Annotated in this window: 21 protein-coding genes; 15 read left to right on the plus strand and 6 right to left on the minus strand. The window is 51.6% G+C overall.

The features are described from left to right. The first annotated feature begins 141 nt into the window (after positions 1-141). Both NA389_RS12065 and NA389_RS12070 read left to right on the plus strand, forming a co-directional pair. Positions 142-1,071: a VirK family antimicrobial peptide resistance protein gene (locus NA389_RS12065; protein ID WP_000178742.1), complete on the plus strand. Its 930-nt coding sequence runs from the start codon at positions 142-144 to the stop codon at positions 1,069-1,071. Between the two features lie 293 nt (positions 1,072-1,364). Continuing rightward, complete coding sequence (locus NA389_RS12070) at positions 1,365-2,261, plus strand: antimicrobial resistance protein Mig-14 (protein WP_000701508.1); 897 nt, start codon at positions 1,365-1,367, stop codon at positions 2,259-2,261. A gap of 721 nt (positions 2,262-2,982) precedes the next feature. On the opposite strand, the gene NA389_RS12075 is transcribed toward NA389_RS12070, so the two are convergent. From NA389_RS12075 to tctD, 3 genes are all read right to left on the minus strand, one after another. Next, positions 2,983-3,996 (minus strand): HoxN/HupN/NixA family nickel/cobalt transporter, encoded by a 1,014-nt coding sequence (locus NA389_RS12075; RefSeq protein ID WP_001059353.1) that lies wholly within the window; start codon positions 3,994-3,996, stop codon positions 2,983-2,985. A 132-nt stretch (positions 3,997-4,128) separates the two neighbouring features. Next, a complete protein-coding gene (locus NA389_RS12080) occupies positions 4,129-5,544 on the minus strand; it encodes a sensor histidine kinase (RefSeq protein ID WP_000872340.1) in 1,416 nt (471 codons plus the stop codon). Next, entirely contained in the window at positions 5,531-6,205 is a 675-nt protein-coding gene (tctD, locus tag NA389_RS12085; protein ID WP_001237934.1) for a transcriptional regulator TctD, read from the minus strand. The genes NA389_RS12080 and tctD overlap by 14 nt, the downstream gene beginning before the upstream one ends. A gap of 154 nt (positions 6,206-6,359) precedes the next feature. On the opposite strand from tctD, the gene NA389_RS12090 reads away from it, so the two are divergent. The 9 genes from NA389_RS12090 (at position 6,360) to csiR (ending at position 16,903) form a co-directional block, all read left to right on the plus strand. Then, entirely contained in the window at positions 6,360-7,337 is a 978-nt protein-coding gene (locus NA389_RS12090; protein ID WP_000744413.1) for a Bug family tripartite tricarboxylate transporter substrate binding protein, read from the plus strand. A gap of 11 nt (positions 7,338-7,348) precedes the next feature. After that, positions 7,349-7,783: a tripartite tricarboxylate transporter TctB family protein gene (locus tag NA389_RS12095; RefSeq protein WP_001574835.1), complete on the plus strand. Its 435-nt coding sequence runs from the start codon at positions 7,349-7,351 to the stop codon at positions 7,781-7,783. 10 nt (positions 7,784-7,793) lie between these two features. Continuing rightward, positions 7,794-9,308: a tripartite tricarboxylate transporter permease gene (locus NA389_RS12100; RefSeq protein WP_000382034.1), complete on the plus strand. Its 1,515-nt coding sequence runs from the start codon at positions 7,794-7,796 to the stop codon at positions 9,306-9,308. 302 nt (positions 9,309-9,610) lie between these two features. Further along, positions 9,611-10,588 carry a glutarate dioxygenase GlaH gene (glaH, locus tag NA389_RS12105; protein WP_000993100.1) on the plus strand — a complete coding sequence of 326 codons (978 nt, stop codon included), beginning with the start codon at positions 9,611-9,613 and terminating at the stop codon, positions 10,586-10,588. Positions 10,589-10,613: 25 nt separating this feature from the next. Then, the gene (gene lhgO / locus NA389_RS12110; protein ID WP_000271907.1) at positions 10,614-11,882 is read left to right on the plus strand and encodes an L-2-hydroxyglutarate oxidase; all 1,269 of its coding nucleotides are present in this window, start codon (positions 10,614-10,616) and stop codon (positions 11,880-11,882) included. A gap of 21 nt (positions 11,883-11,903) precedes the next feature. Further along, positions 11,904-13,352, plus strand: a complete 1,449-nt coding sequence (gene gabD, locus NA389_RS12115) for an NADP-dependent succinate-semialdehyde dehydrogenase (RefSeq protein ID WP_001176529.1) — start codon at positions 11,904-11,906, stop codon at positions 13,350-13,352. Positions 13,353-13,366: 14 nt separating this feature from the next. Beyond that, positions 13,367-14,650 (plus strand): 4-aminobutyrate--2-oxoglutarate transaminase, encoded by a 1,284-nt coding sequence (gene gabT / locus NA389_RS12120; RefSeq protein WP_001095554.1) that lies wholly within the window; start codon positions 13,367-13,369, stop codon positions 14,648-14,650. Between the two features lie 133 nt (positions 14,651-14,783). After that, positions 14,784-16,184, plus strand: a complete 1,401-nt coding sequence (gabP, locus tag NA389_RS12125; RefSeq protein WP_000531289.1) for a GABA permease — start codon at positions 14,784-14,786, stop codon at positions 16,182-16,184. A 41-nt stretch (positions 16,185-16,225) separates the two neighbouring features. Next, complete coding sequence (gene csiR / locus NA389_RS12130) at positions 16,226-16,903, plus strand: DNA-binding transcriptional regulator CsiR (protein ID WP_000126152.1); 678 nt, start codon at positions 16,226-16,228, stop codon at positions 16,901-16,903. Between the two features lie 21 nt (positions 16,904-16,924). On the opposite strand, the gene lysM is transcribed toward csiR, so the two are convergent. Together lysM and NA389_RS12140 are read right to left on the minus strand one after the other, a co-directional pair. Continuing rightward, positions 16,925-17,374: a peptidoglycan-binding protein LysM gene (gene lysM, locus NA389_RS12135; protein ID WP_000522406.1), complete on the minus strand. Its 450-nt coding sequence runs from the start codon at positions 17,372-17,374 to the stop codon at positions 16,925-16,927. Positions 17,375-17,473: 99 nt separating this feature from the next. Beyond that, the gene (locus NA389_RS12140) at positions 17,474-17,632 is read right to left on the minus strand and encodes a YqaE/Pmp3 family membrane protein (RefSeq protein ID WP_000508175.1); all 159 of its coding nucleotides are present in this window, start codon (positions 17,630-17,632) and stop codon (positions 17,474-17,476) included. A 182-nt stretch (positions 17,633-17,814) separates the two neighbouring features. On the opposite strand from NA389_RS12140, the gene NA389_RS12145 reads away from it, so the two are divergent. From NA389_RS12145 to NA389_RS12155, 3 genes are all read left to right on the plus strand, one after another. Next, positions 17,815-18,114, plus strand: a complete 300-nt coding sequence (locus tag NA389_RS12145; RefSeq protein WP_000137434.1) for an ArsR/SmtB family transcription factor — start codon at positions 17,815-17,817, stop codon at positions 18,112-18,114. A gap of 9 nt (positions 18,115-18,123) precedes the next feature. Then, a complete protein-coding gene (locus NA389_RS12150) occupies positions 18,124-18,651 on the plus strand; it encodes a rhodanese family protein (protein ID WP_000022011.1) in 528 nt (175 codons plus the stop codon). A gap of 78 nt (positions 18,652-18,729) precedes the next feature. Further along, a complete protein-coding gene (locus NA389_RS12155; protein ID WP_000494935.1) occupies positions 18,730-18,909 on the plus strand; it encodes a hypothetical protein in 180 nt (59 codons plus the stop codon). A gap of 89 nt (positions 18,910-18,998) precedes the next feature. On the opposite strand, the gene stpA is transcribed toward NA389_RS12155, so the two are convergent. Then, positions 18,999-19,400 carry a DNA-binding protein StpA gene (gene stpA, locus NA389_RS12160; RefSeq protein ID WP_001051100.1) on the minus strand — a complete coding sequence of 134 codons (402 nt, stop codon included), beginning with the start codon at positions 19,398-19,400 and terminating at the stop codon, positions 18,999-19,001. A gap of 899 nt (positions 19,401-20,299) precedes the next feature. Between stpA and alaE the strand changes: the two genes are divergently transcribed. Then, positions 20,300-20,749 (plus strand): L-alanine exporter AlaE, encoded by a 450-nt coding sequence (gene alaE / locus NA389_RS12165; protein WP_000492669.1) that lies wholly within the window; start codon positions 20,300-20,302, stop codon positions 20,747-20,749. The last annotated feature ends 7 nt before the right edge of the window (positions 20,750-20,756 follow it).

Raw genomic sequence — 20,756 nt, forward strand, 5'->3', positions numbered from 1 at the left:
AAGCGTGTTCAGGCGTTTTATTGCTGCCATTGATAAACTGTTTAACAACATCGTCTGTACAGGCCTTCTTCGTTGCCTTTACGTTTAACTCAATCAGGCTACCGTCTCGGTTATAAGTCTATCGAGTAGTAGGGACGTAGTATGACGATGCAGCAAAGTGATATGGAAAGATATAATCCATTATTAATGTTAAAAGAAGTCATGGCGCAGACGCCTTATCGCCATAAACGCTGGGGAGAGCGTAAGTTTCGCTATAAATTTGTATTACGTTGCCTTATTAACCCCGTAACGACAATTAAATACTTCAATGAATTATGCCATCTGTCTCAGCCCAGAACGCTGATCATTCATCGTCCCCTATTGCCGGCAAAAATCCAGCGGCCCTATTTGTATACCGGGCTTAGCATACGTTGCCGGGCAAGAGCTATTCTGGAACACTACCAGTTCGTTCAGTCCTTTCCGGAAAGTAAAATTAAAAAGATCCTTCTGTCCGAGGAACAAATCTTACTCGCTCACCTGGAAGGAAAAAACGGTGCTCTGGTAGATATCTACTGCGGTCCCTGTGGCTATGACAGAGAAGGTGAGCTGACATTAACGCTGTGCTTCAATGATACGCCGTTGGCACGTTTATCATTTTCCTTTATCCGCCATGAAGGGAAGCAAATAGCGCTGGTTGCCGGGTTACAAGGGCCCAGTAAACATATCGGCCCACAAGTCATACGTAACGCCACCAAAGATTGTTACGGTCTCTTTCCTAAACGGATGCTGTATGAAGCATTTGCGACATTGATGCAGGCCTGTAATGTCGACGAGATTTATGCGGTAAGTGAAAACAACCATGTTTATCGTCAACTCAGGTACTTATTCCAGAAGAAAAAAACTTTTGTGGCCAGCTATAGTGAATTCTGGGAGTCGCTAAACGGCGTTAAGAAAGGTGCCTTATATCATCTGCCATCACAGGTGATGCGTAAAGCGCCTGAAAGTATCCCCAGCAAAAAACGCGCAGAGTATCGGAAACGCTATCATATTCTGGATACAATAATACAAGAGGTTAACAGCCTCTCCCGGTAGAACTATTTCATACACGGATGTGCAGATCCTGCTACCGTTCAGCGGATCTCTTTGAAATCTGTATCGCTACTGAATGATTAAATACAGAATGGCTTGCGAGTGAATAGCGCGGCATTAAACCGTCGCTTTCACTCATGCTATGATCAACATCTTAATCTTATTCCCTTCACCATAACGTCATCGATTAGCATGTTAACCATTAAATACAAGCTAAACATTTGTCACATTTTTATTTGGTTAAGCAAAAAAATAATACAAAATAGAATTTTCAGTAAGCCAAGTCAGGAGTTTTGGTGAAAATACAAGAAGTTAAGCGTATATTAACCCGCTGGCAGCCGTCTTCCTTTACCCTATACCGGGAGGTGTTTGCGCAATACGGCGGTAGTATCAATATGCACCCAGATATTGTTGATTATTTTATGAAGCGCCATAACTGGCATTTTAAATTCTTCCACTATGAAGAAGATGATAAGATTAAAGGCGCCTACTTTATTTGTAATGATCAGAATATTGGCATCCTGACGCGCAGAACCTTCCCGCTATCGTCAGACGAGATACTTATTCCGATGGCACCAGATTTACGCTGCTTCTTACCCGATCGTACTAACCGACTTTCGGCGTTACATCAGCCACAAATACGCAATGCCATATGGAAACTCACCAGAAAAAAACAAAATTGTCTGGTCAAAGAAGCGTTCTCTTCTAAGTTTGAAAAAACACGCCGTAATGAATATCAGCGATTTCTTAAAAAAGGCGGAAGTGTAAAAAGCGTTGCTGATTGTTCTTCTGATGAACTGACTCATATTTTTATCGAGTTATTTCGGTCTCGTTTCGGCAATACTTCATCCTGCTATCCCGCTGATAACCTTGCCAACTTTTTTAGTCAACTGCATCACCTTCTGTTTGGGCATATTCTTTATATTGAAGGGATACCCTGTGCATTTGATATCGTACTGAAATCTGAAAGCCAGATGAACGTCTACTTTGACGTATCTAATGGTGCAATTAAAAATGAGTGCAGGCCACTCAGTCCCGGCAGCATACTAATGTGGCTAAATATTAGCCGCGCCAGAAATTACTGCCAGGAAAGACAAAAAAAATTACTTTTTTCCATCGGCATACTAAAGCCTGAATGGGAATATAAGCGCATGTGGTCGACCCCCTATTTTACCGGGAAATCGATTTGCTAAAAAGAAAGCCTGGACGTAAATATGTTTTTTACGTCCAGATTTTTCATAAATCCTGATGAACTGATAAAAAACTAAAATTTAATCAGAATTTAAAAAATAAGTTAACCACCATATAATCATAATGACAATTACTCGAAATTCACTTACACTATACTCGGTTTTATGGAATTGATTAACACGGTATGTTACAGATAACGTGCTAAAAAGCGTGCAGCGGTTATACATTTTCATATGTGTGTGTCATTAACCTGGCGTCAGGAACAGATGATGATGACAACCACCATTTTATCTCTTCTGGCCTGGCATACCGTCAGTAGATTAAAGGTGTAGCCTTGCTTTATGGCATTACAAAAATGCGGGTGGGGTCTATGCTCAATGCATACGTTATTTGTAACAACGCTCTTGTGCATAAACAATACGTTATTGTCAACAGCACTGAACGGGTACAGTGGTTCTTGCTGACAACAGGCTTAAAGATCGCCTTAACACGGGATACCTGATAACTGGATTATATTATGACACATGCAGACTGGCTGATTCTTGGGTATACAACTGTTATTATTATTTTTGGTATTGTATGTTATATCGGATTGCTTAAATTGATAACGAAAGGCAAGCATGAAAAATAACGCACTTACCGGGAAGAATATACTCTCAGGAGATAAAATGCTTCGGCAATGATATGACACCACTGCCGAAATGTTATTTTTACAGAAATCAATCAGGTATTGAGGGTGATTTTATCATAGCCGCGCCAGCGATAATTCAACAACGAGAGCAGCCAGAATAGCACAAAAGCGCCCACTACCCAGAAGCCCACATTCCCCATATGATCGTTAAGCGTGCTTACGGTCTGCCAAAATGTTCCGCTTAACTGTAACGTATCATCAATCAACCCCAGCGCCTCAAGCCCGCCAATCGCCAGCGCGACAATGACGGATGCGGCGGTAATGGTCATATTATAATAAAGCTTACGTAATGGATGCGAGAAAGCCCAACCGTAAGCGCCGACCATGACAAAGTTATCCAGGGAATCCACCAGCGCCATCCCGGCGGTAAACAGCACAGGAAAAATCATCATCGACCAGAGAGATAGCCCCTGGTTGGCTGCTGAAGCGGAAATGCCCAGCAACCCAACCTCGGTTGCGGTATCAAATCCCAGACCAAACAGAAAACCGACAAAATACATATGCCAACTGGAAGTGACTAAACGAAACGTACGCTGAAATATACGCGTCATCAGCCCGCCAGGTATCGCCTCGTCATGCGCCCTCACTGACTCGCCGCGGGTAACCGAGCGAAATTGCCGCCAGACGTTGAACAAAATAAACAGGTTAAGCAGGGCCATCGCCAGCAGAAAAAAAGCGGAAACAGCCGTACCAATCAACGAACCATATTGATGCAAAACATCAATACGATCGCGAAATGCCATCGACGTCACAACAATCGCCAGACATGCCAGAACGACAATGGTCGAATGACCCAATGAAAAAAACGCCCCCACGCCTAAAGGCGTTTTACCCTGCTGCATCAGTTTACGGGTGACGGTATCGATGGCTGCGATATGATCGGCATCAACCGCATGACGCAGCCCAAAGCTATACGCCAGTATGGCTGCGCTTAGCATGACGGCATGGTGATGAAAAACACAGAACGCCCAAATCCATGCCAGGATGTTAACCCCAACAAGAAAGACGGTTAATGCTATTCCCCGTCGTTTAGTATGATTATTCATGCCCCTGCACCCACTATATTTTTAATTAACGCTACGGTTTGTAGGGGGAATGTATGATCATTTGATTAAAACGTCACACCTCAAGATGCGACTTTTTGTAAACGTGCTTTACCGCTGACACATTTGTGCGCATTACTGCGGAACAAGGCTTAAAAAGCGTATCCGAACGTATAACCCTCCCAACGCTTCGCTACGGGAAAAATGGGGATGAGTACGGTGCAGGCGTGCGATATCATTGACCAAAGCCAGACCAATGCCCGCCCCGGCCACATTTCCTACGTTATCGAGCCGGTGGAACGGCTGTAGCGCCAGATGGATGTGTTCATCATCAATACCGGGGCCGCTATCTTCGACAACCAGCGTCACGGCATCACTATCCCGTTCAAGCCGCGCGGTGACGATGCCTTGCTCAGGCGTGTATTTCAGCGCATTATCCAGCAAGTTTCCGCACAGCTCGCTAAGCAGTACCTCATCCCCCTCGATCCACATCGCTTCCTGTTCGCCTTCGTAGCCCAGGTCGATATGTTTACTCCGCGCCTGCGCCAGGCGGGTAAAACAGCCGCTCTGTACGATATCGTACAGATTCACCGGGGAAAAACGCCGCTCGCCCTGCTCTTTATGCTTTACCGCAGAAAGTTGCAACAATCTTTCCGTGAGCTGAATGGTGCTATCCAGCGTTACGCTCATCGCCTGCAGACTTTCGTACCAGTGATGAGGGTGCTGGCTGGCTAACGCCACCGCCGCCTGCGTTTTTAACACCGCCAGCGGCGTTTTTAACTGGTGAGAAGCATCGGCGCTAAAGCGTTCCTGCCGGGAGAGGATGCCGCGGAGCCTGTCAATGTAGCGATTAAACGCCACGATTAACAAGCGTGTTTCCGACCACGGCAGCAGTTCCGGCAGCGGCGTTAACAGACCCGGTTCGCGACGTACCATTAATGACGAAAGTTGACGCATAGGGCGCAGGATCCGGCGTAATAACCAGCCAACCAGCACCAGGGTCAGCAACACCAGCAGCCCCTGTGAGATCCAGGAAGAGAACAGCAGTTGGCCCGCCAGATAACGACGGGACTGCAGCGTCTCTGCGACATAAATCTCCGCCATGCCGATAATGCCGCCTTCGTTGACCGGCTGTAGCAAACGCGCCACGCGGATCGCCTCGCCGCGATACTCGGTATGATAGAACCACGCCAGCGCCGGATAAAGCCGGGTACGAGGCGTAGCAGGCGGCATGGCGGGCAGATCGTCATAACCGGAAATGACCTTTCCGGAAGGGTCGACGACTTTGTAATAGAGTCGATCATTCATATTAAGCTCGAAGCTATCCAGCACCACCCAGGGCACGTTAACTTCCAGATGGTTATTGCGCACCACCAGCCGTTCCGATACCGTTCGCGCCGAGGAGAGCAACGTACGATCATAAGCCTGAGTGGCGGCCTGTAGTGCATTGACATAGCTGTTAAACGCCGACAGCCCCCATAGCAGAATCAGCGGCAACCCCAGGAACAGCAAGAGTTGCAGGTACAACGATTGCGGCTTAACCCACTTCATCGCCGCGCTCCAGCACATAACCCAGGCCGCGCAGCGTCGTAATTCGTACATCGCTTCCCTGGAGTTTTTTACGCAGTCGATGAATATAAAGTTCAATGCTTTCAGGGCTTACCTCATCGTTCAGGCTGAACACCTGTTCAAAAAGCTGCTGACGCGAAACCGGCCGCGTTCGTCGGTACATCAATACGGTTAAGAGCGCCTGCTCACGCGGCGTCAGCGCTAACGGCTGTCCCTGTAACAGAAAATACCCTTCATCATGAAAGATCAATTCCCCCAGTTGCTGAACTTCATGAACCTGCCCAGCGCTGCGTCGGAGCAAGGCCCGTAAACGGGCATCCAGCTCTTCCAGTTCAAAGGGTTTCGGCAGATAGTCATCGGCGCCGACGTTGAGACCTTTTACGCGATCCGCCACCGCGCTTCGCGCCGTGAGCAGCAAAACGGGCAAGGTCTGACCGCGTTTACGCAGCCGTTGCACCACCTCCAGTCCATCCATTCCCGGCATATTGATATCCAGCACCGCCAGCGCGTACATTTCACTGTGCAGAAGATGGTCAGCCGCCAGGCCGTCAAATACGCAGTCCACGGCAAAGCCGTTTTGCACCAGCGCTTTCTCCAGCCAGTGAGCCAGCTCACGGTTATCTTCCGCCAATAAGAGACGCATATCACATCCTGTAAAGTTTCTGCCGCATTGAAAGGGAATTGAAAGGTTATTGTTTTAACAATCACGCAACCGAACTGCTACATGTCGGCTCACATAATCACAAAAATCTTCTTCCGAACCTGAAAAATCCGGACGTCCGGCGTGAGGATAAAAAATGAAAAAACAATTACTTCGTACCCTTACTGCAAGCATTTTATTAATGAGTACCTCTGTTCTGGCGCAGGAGGCGCCGTCGCGAACAGAATGTATCGCGCCAGCCAAACCTGGCGGCGGTTTCGACCTTACCTGTAAGCTGATTCAGGTGAGTTTGCTGGAGACTGGCGCAATCGAGAAACCCATGCGGGTAACGTATATGCCCGGCGGCGTCGGCGCTGTGGCCTATAACGCGATAGTCGCCCAACGCCCTGGCGAACCCGGGACTGTGGTCGCCTTTTCCGGCGGTTCGCTGCTCAACCTGTCGCAGGGGAAATTTGGTCGCTACGGCGTGGATGATGTGCGCTGGCTGGCAAGCGTGGGCACTGATTACGGCATGATCGCCGTGCGTGCGGATTCCCCGTGGAAAACGCTGAAAGATCTGATGACGGCGATGGAAAAAGATCCCAACAGCGTGGTCATTGGCGCTGGCGCCTCTATTGGCAGCCAGGACTGGATGAAGTCGGCGTTGCTGGCGCAAAAGGCGAACGTCGACCCGCACAAGATGCGCTACGTTGCCTTTGAGGGCGGCGGCGAGCCGGTGACAGCATTAATGGGCAACCATGTTCAGGTTGTCTCCGGCGATCTCAGTGAAATGGTGCCTTATCTGGGCGGCGACAAAATCCGCGTGCTTGCCGTCTTTTCAGAAAATCGTCTGCCGGGCCAGCTTGCCAATATCCCTACCGCTAAAGAACAGGGCTACGACCTGGTGTGGCCGATTATTCGCGGCTTCTACGTCGGGCCAAAAGTCAGCGATGCCGATTACCAGTGGTGGGTGGATACCTTCAAGAAGCTCCAGCAAACCGACGAGTTTAAAAAGCAGCGCGATCTGCGCGGCCTGTTTGAGTTCGACATGACCGGCCAGCAGCTCGATGACTACGTGAAAAAACAGGTTACTGATTACCGTGAACAGGCGAAAGCCTTCGGACTCGCGAAATAATCGCGGAGGCAATGATGAGCGATCGTATCTTTGCGGGTATCTGGCTGTTGCTCTGTATCGCCGGGCTATTCATCGCCTGGCAGATCCAAAGCGAATACAGCTATGAACCCGTCGGCCCCCGCCCTTTTCCGCTGGGGATTATCGGCCTGATGGCGCTCTGCGCGCTGGCGCTGTTATTGCGCCATCCCGACACGGTGAGCTGGCCGCGCCGCCATGTTCTGCAAAAGCTAATTACCATGATCATCATCCTGTTGATGTATGCCTGGGGATTCGAATGGCTGGGTTTTCCCATCGCCACCGCGCTTCTCACCATGGTTATCGGGATGCTGTTCGGCGCCACGATCCCGGCGGCGGGTATCTCCGGCGCGGTATTGGGCATTCTGCTGTGGTATGCCTTTGACCGGCTGCTTGATGTCACCTTACCTCTCGGCGCCTGGCTGAGTTAACGGAGCAACGATGGATACCTGGATATATCTTTCTCAGGGCTTTGCGGTGGCGATGACGCCGGAAAACCTGGTTATCGCGTTGATTGGCTGCTTCGTGGGCACGATCGTCGGTCTGCTGCCGGGCCTGGGACCGATCAACGGCGTGGCAATCTTACTGCCGCTGGCCTTTGCGTTGCATCTGCCTGCGGAGTCGGCGCTAATTCTGCTGGCGACGGTGTACATTGGCTGTGAGTATGGCGGCAGGATCTCCTCCATATTGCTCAACGTCCCCGGCGATGCGGCGGCGATCATGACGGCGCTGGACGGTTACCCGATGGCGCAGCAAGGGAAAGGCGGCGTAGCGCTGTCGATTTCCGCAGTCAGCTCATTTTTCGGTTCATTAATCGCTATCGGCGGCATCATTCTGTTCGCCCCTTTACTGGCGCAATGGTCGCTGGCCTTTGGTCCGGCGGAATATTTCGCCTTAATGGTTTTTGCCATCGCCTGTCTTGGCAGCATGATGGCGCAAAACCCGCTTAAATCATTTCTGGCAGCGCTGATCGGTCTTGGCCTTGCGACCGTCGGCGTGGACGCCAACACCGGGGTTTATCGCTTTACCTTTGACAGCGTTCATCTTTCCGACGGCGTACAGTTTATCGTCGTGGTGATCGGCCTGTTCTCGGTATCAGAAATACTTTTAATGCTGGAACATACCAGCAGCGGGCAAACAATGGTCCGCAAAACGGGTCGAATGTTGTTCAACCTGAAAGAAGGCGCGCAGTGTATCGGCACCACCCTGCGTTCTTCGGTAATCGGCTTTTTTGTCGGCGTATTGCCCGGCGCCGGGGCGACCATCGCCAGCGCCATTACCTATATGACCGAGAAAAAACTCAGCGGCAACAGCGATAGCTTCGGCAAAGGGGATATTCGCGGCGTCGCGGCGCCGGAGGCGGCAAACAACGCCTCTGCCTGCGGCTCCTTCATCCCGATGCTGACGCTGGGCGTTCCCGGTTCCGGCACTACGGCAGTGATGATGGGGGCGCTGACGCTGTACAACATCACGCCAGGCCCGGCAATGTTCACCGAACAGCCGGATATCGTCTGGGGACTCATCGCTGCGCTGCTGATTGCGAACGTGATGCTGCTGATCATGAATATCCCGTTGATCGGTCTGTTCACCCGTATGCTCACCATTCCGCTGTGGTTCCTGGTACCCGCCATCGCTGCCGTATCGGCGGTAGGGGTGTATGCGGTACACAGCACCACCTTCGATCTGGTGCTGATGGTCGCGCTCGGCGTGTTAGGGTACATTTTACGTAAAATGCACTTCCCCATGTCGCCGCTGATCCTGGGATTCGTACTGGGGGAAATGCTGGAGCAGAACCTGCGCCGCGCACTCTCTATCAGTAACGGCAATATGGCGATTTTGTGGCAAAGCGGCGTTGCCAAAGCCCTGCTGATCATGGCGATCATGGTCATTGTCGTACCGCCAGTGTTACGTCTGATCCGTAAACACAGCCGTAAACCGCAGGTTGACGCCGGTTAATTGACTGCTGAAATACGTTGTACTTGTCCGGCCTACGCGCTCATGTGCCAGGCCGGGCAACCCCGCCAGCATCACTCTCCCCATAACTCGCTCATTTTACACCCCTTCTTGCCGTTGTCAGGCTCGTGGCGCCGTTAACCTCACCTTTCGCATTGTTAAATATTTGTTGTTTTTGATCACAATAATTAAACAAAAGCGGTTATTTCATACGCGTTCCTGAAAAATGTCGATATTTTTAATTTATGGCTACGAAATGAGCATCGCCATGTCTCCCTGACCATCTACCGAGAGGAATGATTCTGATGAATGCACTGACTGCCGTAAAAGCGAACACAGATGATTTAGCCCAACGCCATACTGGTTTCACCCTTGCCCCTTCGGCGCAGTCGCCGCGCCTGCTGGCGTTAACGTTTACGGCGGATACCACAAGACAATTTCTCCATCAGGTTGCGCAGTGGCCGGTGCAGGCGCTGGAATACAAATCTTTCTTACGTTTCAAAATCGGCAAGATCCTCGACGATCTGTGCGGCAATCAGCTACAACCTCTGTTGATCAAAACGCTCCTCAACCGTGCACAAGGCGCGCTGTTGATCAGCGCCGAAGGGATCGATGATGTCGCACAGGCAGAAGAGATGGTCAAACTGGCGACGGCGGTGGCGCATCTTATTGGTCGCTCCAACTACGATGCGATGAGCGGCCAGTATTACGCGCGTTTCGTGGTCAAAAACGTCGACAACTCAGACAGTTATCTGCGCCAGCCCCACCGCGTAATGGAACTGCACAATGACGGCACCTATGTTGAGGAGGTGACCGACTACGTGCTGATGATGAAAATCGACGAACAAAATATGGAAGGCGGTAATTCGCTGCTGCTGCACCTTGATGACTGGGAACATCTGGAGTCGTTTTTTACCCATCCGCTGGCGCGTCGCGTCATGCGCTGGGCGGCGCCGCCAAGCAAGAATGTTAGCCATGACGTCTGGCACCCGGTGTTTGATGTCGACCAACAAGGCCGCCCGGTCATGCGTTATATCGACCAGTTCGTCCAGCCAAAAGACTTTGAAGAAGGCGTCTGGCTCAGCGAGCTTTCAGACGCGCTGGAAACCAGTCAAAACATCCTCTCCGTACCGGTACCGGTCGGCAAATTCCTGCTGATTAACAATCTGTTCTGGCTACATGGACGCGATCGTTTTACGCCGCATCCTGACTTGCGTCGCGAACTGATGCGCCAGCGCGGTTACTTCGCCTACGCCGCCAGCCATTATCAAACTCACCAATAAGCGCCACGGCGAAGGAATTACGCGGATGTATGATTTTGTGATTATCGGCGGCGGCATTATCGGCATGTCGACCGCCATGCAACTTATTGATGTTTACCCGGATGCGCGCATCGCGTTGCTGGAAAAAGAGTCCGCGCCAGCCTGCCACCAGACCGGGCATAACAGCGGCGTAATCCATGCCGGGGTGTACTACACGCCCGGCAGCCTCAAAGCGCAGTTTTGTCTGGCAGGCAATCAGGCGACCAAAACCTTTTGCGATCAAAACAACATCCGCTACGACACCTGCGGCAAAATGTTGGTCGCCACCTCGGAGCTGGAAATGGCGCGGATGCGCGCGCTATGGGAGCGGACGGCGGCCAACGGCTTAGAGCGCGAGTGGTTAAGCGCGGCGGAACTGCGTGAACGCGAACCCAATATCATTGGCCTGGGCGGGATTTTTGTCCCTTCCAGCGGGATTGTCAGCTATCGCGATGTCGCGACGGCCATGGCGAACCGCTTTCAGGCCAAAGGCGGCGAGATCATCTACCATGCCGAGGTCAGCGCGCTAACAGAACATGCCGCTGGCGTTGTCATTCGCACCTCGCAAGGTCGGGAAATCGAAACCGCTACGCTTATCGGCTGTGCAGGGCTAATGGCGGATCGGCTGGTCAAAATGCTGGGCGTGGAGCCCGGTTTTATTATCTGCCCTTTCCGCGGCGAGTACTTTCGTCTGGCCCCGCGACACAACCGGATCGTTAACCATTTGATCTACCCGATCCCCGATCCGGCAATGCCGTTTCTCGGCGTCCATCTTACCCGCATGATCGACGGCAGCGTCACGGTCGGGCCGAATGCGGTGCTGGCGCTTAAACGCGAAGGCTACCGTAAGCGCGACGTTTCCTTCACCGACACCCTGGAGATTTTCCGCTCCGCCGGCATTCGCCGCGTACTGCAAAACCATCTGCTTTCCGGACTGGGCGAGATGAAAAACTCGCTGTGCAAAAGCGGCTATTTGCGGCGAGTACAAAAGTATTGCCCCAGCCTGACCGTCAACGATCTCCAGCCCTGGCCGGCAGGCGTGCGGGCGCAGGCGGTTTCGCCGGACGGCAAACTGATTGATGATTTTCTGTTTGTCACGACGCCGCGTTCCATTCACACCTGTAACGCCCCCTCCCCGGCGGCGACATCCGCGATACCTATCGGCGCGCATATCGTCAGCAAAGTTCAGGCGCTACGCGCAAGCCAGAGCAACCCCGGACGTACGCTGCGTGCGGCACGCAGCGTGGACGCATTACACGCCGCATTTACCCGTTAACCCTTCAGACAGGAAGCAATTATGCAACTTAACGACTCTACCCTGTTCCGCCAGCAGGCCTTTATCGATGGCGACTGGCGCGACGCGCGCGGCGGCGATGTCATCCCCGTGAGCAACCCCGCCAACGGGAAACCGCTCGGCAATGTGCCCAAAATGGGGGCGGAAGAGACGCGCGACGCCATCAACGCCGCCAATCGCGCCCTGCCCGCCTGGCGCGCGCTCACCGCCAAAGAGCGAGCCAATATCCTGCGTCGCTGGTTCAATCTGATGATGGAACATCAGGACGATTTGGCGCGTCTGATGACGCTGGAACAGGGCAAACCGCTGGCGGAAGCGAAAGGCGAAATTAGCTACGCCGCCTCGTTTATTGAATGGTTCGCCGAAGAGGGGAAACGTATCTATGGCGACACGATTCCAGGTCATCAGGCCGATAAACGGCTGCTGGTGATTAAGCAGCCCATCGGCGTCACCGCCGCGATTACCCCGTGGAACTTTCCCTCGGCAATGATCACCCGTAAAGCCGGCCCCGCGCTGGCCGCAGGCTGCACAATGGTACTCAAACCCGCCAGCCAGACGCCGTTTTCCGCGCTGGCGCTGGCGGAACTGGCCCAGCGCGCCGGAATTCCCGCAGGCGTATTTAACGTCGTTACCGGTTCGGCAGGCGATATCGGCGGCGAGCTGACCAGCAACCCGCTGGTACGCAAACTGTCGTTTACCGGCTCGACGGAGATTGGCCGCCAGCTAATGGAACAATGCGCCAAAGACATTAAAAAAGTGTCGCTGGAGTTGGGCGGCAATGCGCCGTTTATCGTCTTTGACGATGCCGATCTGGATAAAGCCGTCGAAGGCGCGCTGGCTTCGAAGTTTCGCAACGCCGGGCAGACCTGTGTCTGCGCCAATAGATTGTATGTTCAGGACGGCGTTTACGATCGTTTTGCGGAAAAACTCAACCAGGCGGTAAATAAGCTCGCGGTCGGCGACGGCCTGCAAGCCGACGTCGCTATCGGGCCGCTGATTGATGAAAAAGCCGTGGCGAAAGTCCAGGAGCATATCGCCGACGCGCTGGAAAAAGGCGCCCGCGTCATTACGGGCGGTGAAGCGCACAAATTGGGCGGCAACTTCTTTCAACCGACCATTCTGGCGGATGTCCCTGATAACGCGAAAGTCGCCAAAGAAGAGACATTCGGGCCACTCGCGCCTCTGTTCCGCTTCAGCGACGAGGCGGATGTCATCAGGCAGGCTAACGATACCGAGTTCGGCCTGGCAGCCTATTTTTATGCACGCGATTTAAGCCGCGTTTTCCGCGTCGGCGAAGCGCTGGAATACGGCATCGTCGGTATTAATACCGGCATTATCTCCAACGAAGTCGCGCCTTTCGGCGGTATTAAGGCCTCCGGATTAGGCCGTGAAGGTTCCAAATACGGCATCGAAGATTATTTAGAAATCAAATATATGTGCATCGGCCTTTAACAGGAGAGTCGCTAATGAATACCAATAACGCTTTAATGCAGCGCCGTCATAACGCCGTTCCTCGCGGCGTGGGCCAGATTCACCCGATTTTCGCCGAGCGGGCGGAAAATTGTCGGGTCTGGGATGTCGAAGGCCGTGAGTATCTCGATTTCGCGGGCGGCATTGCCGTCCTGAACACCGGTCATTTACATCCGGGCATTGTTTCAGCGGTGGAAGCGCAGTTGAAGAAATTGTCGCATACCTGTTTTCAGGTGCTGGCCTATGAACCGTATCTGGCGTTGTGCGAACGCATGAACCAGAAGGTACCGGGCGATTTCGCCAAAAAAACGTTGCTGGTCACGACCGGTTCAGAAGCGGTTGAAAACGCCGTGAAAATCGCCCGCGCGGCGACAAAACGCAGCGGCGCTATCGCGTTTAGCGGCGCTTACCACGGTCGTACCCACTACACGCTCTCTCTGACCGGGAAAGTACACCCGTACTCTGCTGGTATGGGATTGATGCCAGGCCACGTCTACCGCGCGCTTTATCCTTGCCCGCTTCACAACATCAGCGATGACGACGCGATCGCCAGCATTGAACGCATCTTTAAAAATGATGCCGCGCCGGAAGATATCGCCGCCATTATTATTGAGCCGGTACAGGGCGAAGGCGGATTTTACGCCGCCTCTCCCGCGTTTATGCAGCGACTGCGCGCGCTATGCGACCAACACGGCATTATGTTGATTGCCGACGAAGTGCAAAGCGGCGCGGGCCGGACCGGTACGCTGTTCGCCATGGAACAGATGGGCGTTGCGGCAGATATTACCACGTTTGCGAAATCGATTGCCGGCGGCTTTCCGCTGGCAGGCGTTACCGGCCGGGCAGACGTGATGGACGCTATCGCGCCGGGCGGTCTGGGCGGCACTTATGCCGGAAACCCGATTGCCTGCGCCGCCGCGCTGGCGGTACTGGACATTTTCGAGCAGGAAAATCTACTGCAAAAGGCAAATACGCTTGGCAAAACGCTGCGCGATGGCCTGATGGAGATAGCGGAAACGCACCGTGAGATTGGCGACGTGCGCGGACTGGGCGCCATGATCGCCATTGAGTTGTTCGAAAATGGCGACCCCGGCAAACCGAACGCGGCTCTGACCGCCGACATTGTGGCCCGCGCCCGCGAGAAAGGGTTAATTCTGCTCTCCTGCGGTCCTTACTACAACATCTTGCGCATCCTCGTTCCACTCACTATTGAGGCCTCGCAGATTCGGCAAGGCCTGGAGATTATCGCCCAGTGCTTTGATGAGGCGAAACAAGCGTAATGTCCAATAAGCAGCGTCGGATGGCGACATAACTGTCTTATTCGGCCTACAAAAACCGTTTCGATTGTAGGCCGAATAATTAAGCCAGGCGCCATCCGGTAAACGAGCGCAATAACAATAAAGAGGTTTTAGGATGGGGCAATTGTCAGAATCACATGCATTAGGGGGCGGGCTGAAATCACGCCACGTCACCATGTTATCGATCGCCGGCGTCATCGGCGCCAGCCTGTTTGTCGGTTCCAGCGTGGCGATTGCGGAGGCCGGCCCTGCGGTACTGCTGGCCTATCTGTTCGCAGGACTTTTAGTCGTCATGATTATGCGAATGCTGGCTGAAATGGCCGTCGCCACGCCGGATACCGGTTCTTTTTCCACCTATGCGGATAAAGCGATCGGCCCCTGGGCCGGGTATACCATCGGCTGGTTATACTGGTGGTTTTGGGTGCTGGTTATTCCGCTGGAGGCCAATATTGCCGCCATTATTCTGAATTCATGGATACCGGGTATTCCGGTGTGGCTATTTTCATTAGTGATTACGCTTGCCTTAACCGGAAGCAATTTATTGAGCGTCAAAAATTACGGCGAATTCGAATTCTGGCTGGCGCTATGTAAAGTGATTGCTATCCTGGCGTTTATCGCGCTGGGCGCGACGGCGATTAGCGGTTTTTATCCATATGCCGAGGTAAGCGGTATCTCCCGGCTATGGGATCACGGCGGTTTTATGCCTAACGGCTTCGGCGCGGTGTTAAGCGCCATGTTGATCACCATGTTCTCTTTTATGGGCGCGGAAATCGTCACTATTGCTGCCGCGGAATCCGATACGCCGGATAAACATATCGTACGCGCCACCAATTCTGTTATCTGGCGAATTTCCATCTTTTACCTGTGTTCCATTTTTGTGGTGGTGGCGCTGATCCCGTGGAATATGCCGGGTCTGAAAAGTGTAGGTTCGTACCGTTCGGTACTGGAGCTGCTTCATATTCCGCACGCAAAATTCATTATGGACTGCGTGATTTTGTTGTCGGTGACCAGTTGTCTGAACTCCGCATTATATACCGCCTCCCGGATGCTCTATTCCCTTAGTCGCCGCGGCGATGCGCCTACGATAATGGGAAAAACTAACCGTAGCAAAACGCCCTGGGTGGCGGTTCTCCTCTCTACCGGCGCGGCCTTTTTAACCGTTGTCGTCAATTATTACGCCCCGGCAAAAGTGTTTAAATTTCTTATCGACAGTTCTGGCGCCATCGCGCTGCTGGTCTATCTGGTGATTGCGATTTCGCAATTGCGGATGCGTAAAATTCTGCTGGCGCAGGGCGGAGAAATTAAGTTGAAAATGTGGCTTTATCCGTGGCTCACCTGGCTGGTTATCGGCTTTATCTGCTTTGTTCTGGTGGTGATGCTATTTCGACCGGCACAGCAATTAGAAGTCATTTCGACGGGGCTGTTAGGGCTGGGCATAATAGGTACTGTCCCCATTATGTCTCGCTGGAAAAAACTGATAAGGTGGCAAAAAGCCCCCCTGCAAAACCTACGTTAGTTATTCCCGGCGTCAGCCGGGAAGCTTCTCAGGAGTAAAAGATGACCGCCCTTTCCCAACCGACGGCCATAGATGGCTATCGCTGGCTTAAAAATGACATTATTCGCGGCACTTATCAGCCGGATGAGAAACTGCGGATGAGTTTATTAACCGCCCGCTATGCGCTCGGCGTAGGGCCGCTGCGCGAGGCGCTGTCACAACTGGTGGCGGAACGGCTGGTCACCGTGGTGAATCAAAAAGGCTATCGCGTGGCATCCATGTCAGAGGCGGAACTCCTCGATATTTTTGACGCGCGCGCCAATATGGAAGCAATGCTGGTACGCCTGGCGATTGAACGCGGCGATGATGCGTGGGAGGCGGAGATCCTGGCGCGAGCGCATATGCTCAGTAAACTGGAAGCCAGCGATGCCAGTGAACATATGCTCGATGAATGGGACCAGCGCCACCAGGCGTTCCATTCCGCCATTGTCGCCGGGTGCGGCTCCCACTATCTGCTACAGATGCGTGAACGCTTATTTGACCTGGCGGCCCGCTACCGCTTTATTTGGTTACGTGAAACCGTTCTGTCCGTCGAGATGCTGGAAGATAAACATATTCAGCATCACACGCTAACCGAAGCGATACTGGCGCGCGAGGCGGCACGCGCCAGCGAATTAATGCGTCAGCATTTGCTGACGCCGATTCCCATTATTCGCCAGGCGATGGCAGGAAAAATGTAGCCTGGCGCGGCCTGATAGCCATTATTCTTCAGGAATACGCAACACTTGTCCCGGATATATTTTTTCCGGGCTTTTCAGCATCGGTTTATTTGCCTCGAAGATTTTATTATACAGATTGGCGTTACCATACACTTGCTTTGAAATAGCGCTCAGGGTGTCGCCTGATTTTACGGTATAAAACTGACTTTCAGCCGCCGGCGTCGTGGTTTTAACCTGATCGTCAACGCTGCTAATCCCGGCGATATTCCCCACGGCAACCAGAATTTTTTCTTTTGCCTCCTGACTCAGCCCATCACCCGTCACTGTCGCTTTGCCATCAGCAATTTGCACATTCACTTTGTCAGCGTCGGGTATTCCCGTTTTATTTAAATGTTCCTGGACTTTTTTCGCCTGATCGTCCTTATCATGATTAGCGGTTACCGCGTCCCAGAGTTTTTCACCTGCATCTTTTACAAAATTGAAAAGTCCCATATTCACCTCGCTTGTCAAAAATACACACAAAGAAAAGTGTAGCAGAGGGAATGAGGTTATCCTGATAAGCGGCGCTTATGCGCCGCCGGTGGCCGGTAATTAATGACGCATCTGAACCCAAAATGCGTGGATAAGCCCCGGAATATATCCGAGTAATGTCAGCAGGATATTAAGGATAAATGCCCAACCGAACCCTTTTCCTAAAAGTACGCCGAGCGGAGGCAAAATAATCGTAAATACAATTCTCCAGAAACCCATATACACTCCATACAAGCAAAATTAGTCATTGTTTAAAAAGAGATTTTATCTCTAAGCATAGTCAGTTTACCTGAGCCTGCCAGTCGCGCGCCGCGCTTTTACCCTCCTTTACGCTCTTTACGCTGGCATTAGGTTGATGTTTATTTTAGAATTAACTAAATTTAGAAAATACTTAAATAACTATGACAGAGCTTGAACAACTTCAGGCCAGCGCAGAACAGGCGGCGGCCCTGCTCAAAGCGATGAGCCACCCAAAAAGATTACTGATTTTATGTATGCTTTGCGGTTCGCCAAAAACCAGCGCAGGCGAACTGGCGCGCATTACCGGGCTAAGCCCCTCCGCGACGTCGCAACATCTGGCGCGGATGCGGGAAGAAGGACTGATTGATAGTCAACGCGATGCCCAGCGCATTCACTATTTCATTAAAAATAAGGCGGTTAATACGATTATCGCCACGTTAAAGAATCTCTATTGTCCATAAGGAGGCACGATGTCCATTGGGATAGTTTCCCCCCGTGAGGCGCAAGCGCTGATAGCGCAAGGCGCGAAACTGATTGATGTGCGCGACGCTGATGAATATCTGCGCGAGCATATTCCACATGCGCAACTGGCGCCGCTTTCCCGGCTTGAACAGGGCGATTTGCCCGCCAACCTGCGAGCGGAACAGATTATTTTTCACTGTCAGTCCGGTAAACGAACCAGCAGCAATGCAGCAAAACTACAGGCCATTGCCGCCCCTGCTCAGGTCAGTCTACTGGAAGGCGGTATCGACGGATGGAAAGCGGCAGGATTGCCCGTCACAGAAGACAAATCGCAACCGTTGCCACTGATGCGTCAGGTGCAAATCGCCGCCGGCGGGTTGACGTTGCTTGGGGTGATTCTGGGCTATACGGTCCACGGCGGCTTTTTCCTCATTAGCGGTTTTGTCGGGGCCGGGTTAATGCTGGCAGGCATGACCGGCTTCTGCGGAATGGCGCGACTACTGGAAAAAATGCCCTGGAATACCCGTACTCATTAAGCGGTACCTTCACCACGCGTCGGTAAGTGTGTAGTAGACTGAAGGCGGGTTTATAGCATTGTTCAACAGGAGGACGTGATGTTCACACCAGGCGATTTTGTACAGCCCCGAATGGGGGGGCCGAAACTGAAAGTGATTGAAGTCAACGAGGATCATATTGTCGCGGTACAGGCCAGCAATGAGCAGGGCGAAAAATTGATCCTCAAAGCGGAAGATGTCACCCCCTATTGCGAAGAGGGCGATTTTGGCGTGTGCTGATTTATCAGAATGAGCATGGCGCAACGTTCCCTGAGTCCCGGTTAATAGAGACAGGAAACGAAGCGCCATCCGTTAAAGGTTATCCGTGATTAGATTAAGAAATCATCCAGAGATTTCCCCGCCGCCAGCGCCTGGGCAATCGGTTTAGGCGTACGACCTTGTCCGGTCCAGGTTTTTTCTTCGCCATTGAAATCAGTAAAACGATATTTTGCCGGACGCGGCTGGCGCTTTTTAGCAGAACGCGGCATTGCTGAATCCATGGCAAATAACTCTTCCGGGTTAATACCGTCTGCTTTCATCAGCTCCAGAAAGGCATTAATTTTCTCCTGCTTCTCGGCAAGCTGGCGTTGCTGCAATTCTTCTTCTTCGCGTCTTTCTTTAGTGACAACCCTGAATTTTTCGAGCATTTCTTCAAGAACGTCAATGGAGAATTCGCGAGCCATAGCGCGCAGCGTGCGGATATTATTTAAGTTCTGTAACATCAAATTCATATCAATAAAAACCTTTTAACGCAGAAAACAAAAAACTATTACAGGCGGTATTGTATGCGATTATTGATTATATTTCCAGATCCTAAAGTTCATACAGATATACTCAGTATAACTCCATTAATTATATTAATCTGTTAACCAGAAGGTTATATTCATTACCCCCTGTGTATTTCAGGTTATTCTGCCTACGGTATATCTGTAGGTTTCCCGTTCAGCTGTTTATACCCTTCATACTTCAAGTTGCTTATGTGTTGGCTACGGATTACCCGGCCCATCCATGGGCCTCGCCCTGACGGGCCGTCGCACGCGACGTTCAAATCTGCTCCCGGCAGATTTGCCGCTCACCCCAGTCACATCGTTATCTATGCTCCTGGTGACTCACTCTCTTGCCGCCTTTAAGCAATTCGAAATCCATAGAATATATAGCGTATTGCGTATCTCAGTAGCCACGGTGACCCTCACGGTGGCTGACCTTATACAGAAGTGAATATTTCATCATAATAAGAGATTAACCATTCAAAAATTATCATCAGAGCTTTATGCTAAAAATCACCCTGCAATAGCTATGATTATGCTGAGAAAAGTAGAACGCGTGCCGTTAGCCGAGAATAGATCGCATCTGACAACATTTGGAATGTGGCTGAAAATCGCCAGAAAAACAATGCATTATAATACATTGATTTAAAAGTAATTAATGACTAACAACAACGAAAATCTCGCCGCGAGCAAAAAACACACAATCGTAGAGTATTTTATCGACAAAAAGCCTATAAATAAAAATATTACACTAGTTGATAGTTATTATATAGGGATATACTCTATGCAAAGACAAAAGTGCTTTATGATTTCACTACCAACCATCACTTCATTCTGATCGATACGCTACAAGGAGCATTAACATGTTCTCTCCACAGTCACGCTTGCGTCATGCCGTAGCAGACACGTTTGCGATGGTTGTTTACTGTTCTGTTGTGAACATGTTGATCGAGATATTCCTCTCCGGAATGAGCTTTGAGCAGTCGCTTTCTTCCAGGCTGGTGGCGATACCTGTCAACATTTTGATTGCATGGCCATACGGCGTTTACCGCGATCTGATTATGCGCGTCGCGCGTAAGGCAAGCCCGGCGGGATGGGCCAAAAACCTGGCGGATGTATTGGCTTATGTCACCTTTCAGTCACCCGTTTATATTATCATCTTGCTGACCGTCGGCGCCGGCTGGCATCAGATAGTGGCCGCCGTGAGTTCAAACATTGTTGTTTCAATGTTAATGGGCGCGGTTTATGGCTACTTCCTGGATTATTGTCGTCGCCTGTTTAAAGTGAGCAGCTATCATCAGGCTAAGGCATAAGTTAACG

Origin of the sequence: Salmonella sp. NW645 (assembly GCF_051703725.1) — a bacterium.
Lineage (GTDB): Bacteria > Pseudomonadota > Gammaproteobacteria > Enterobacterales > Enterobacteriaceae > Salmonella > Salmonella enterica.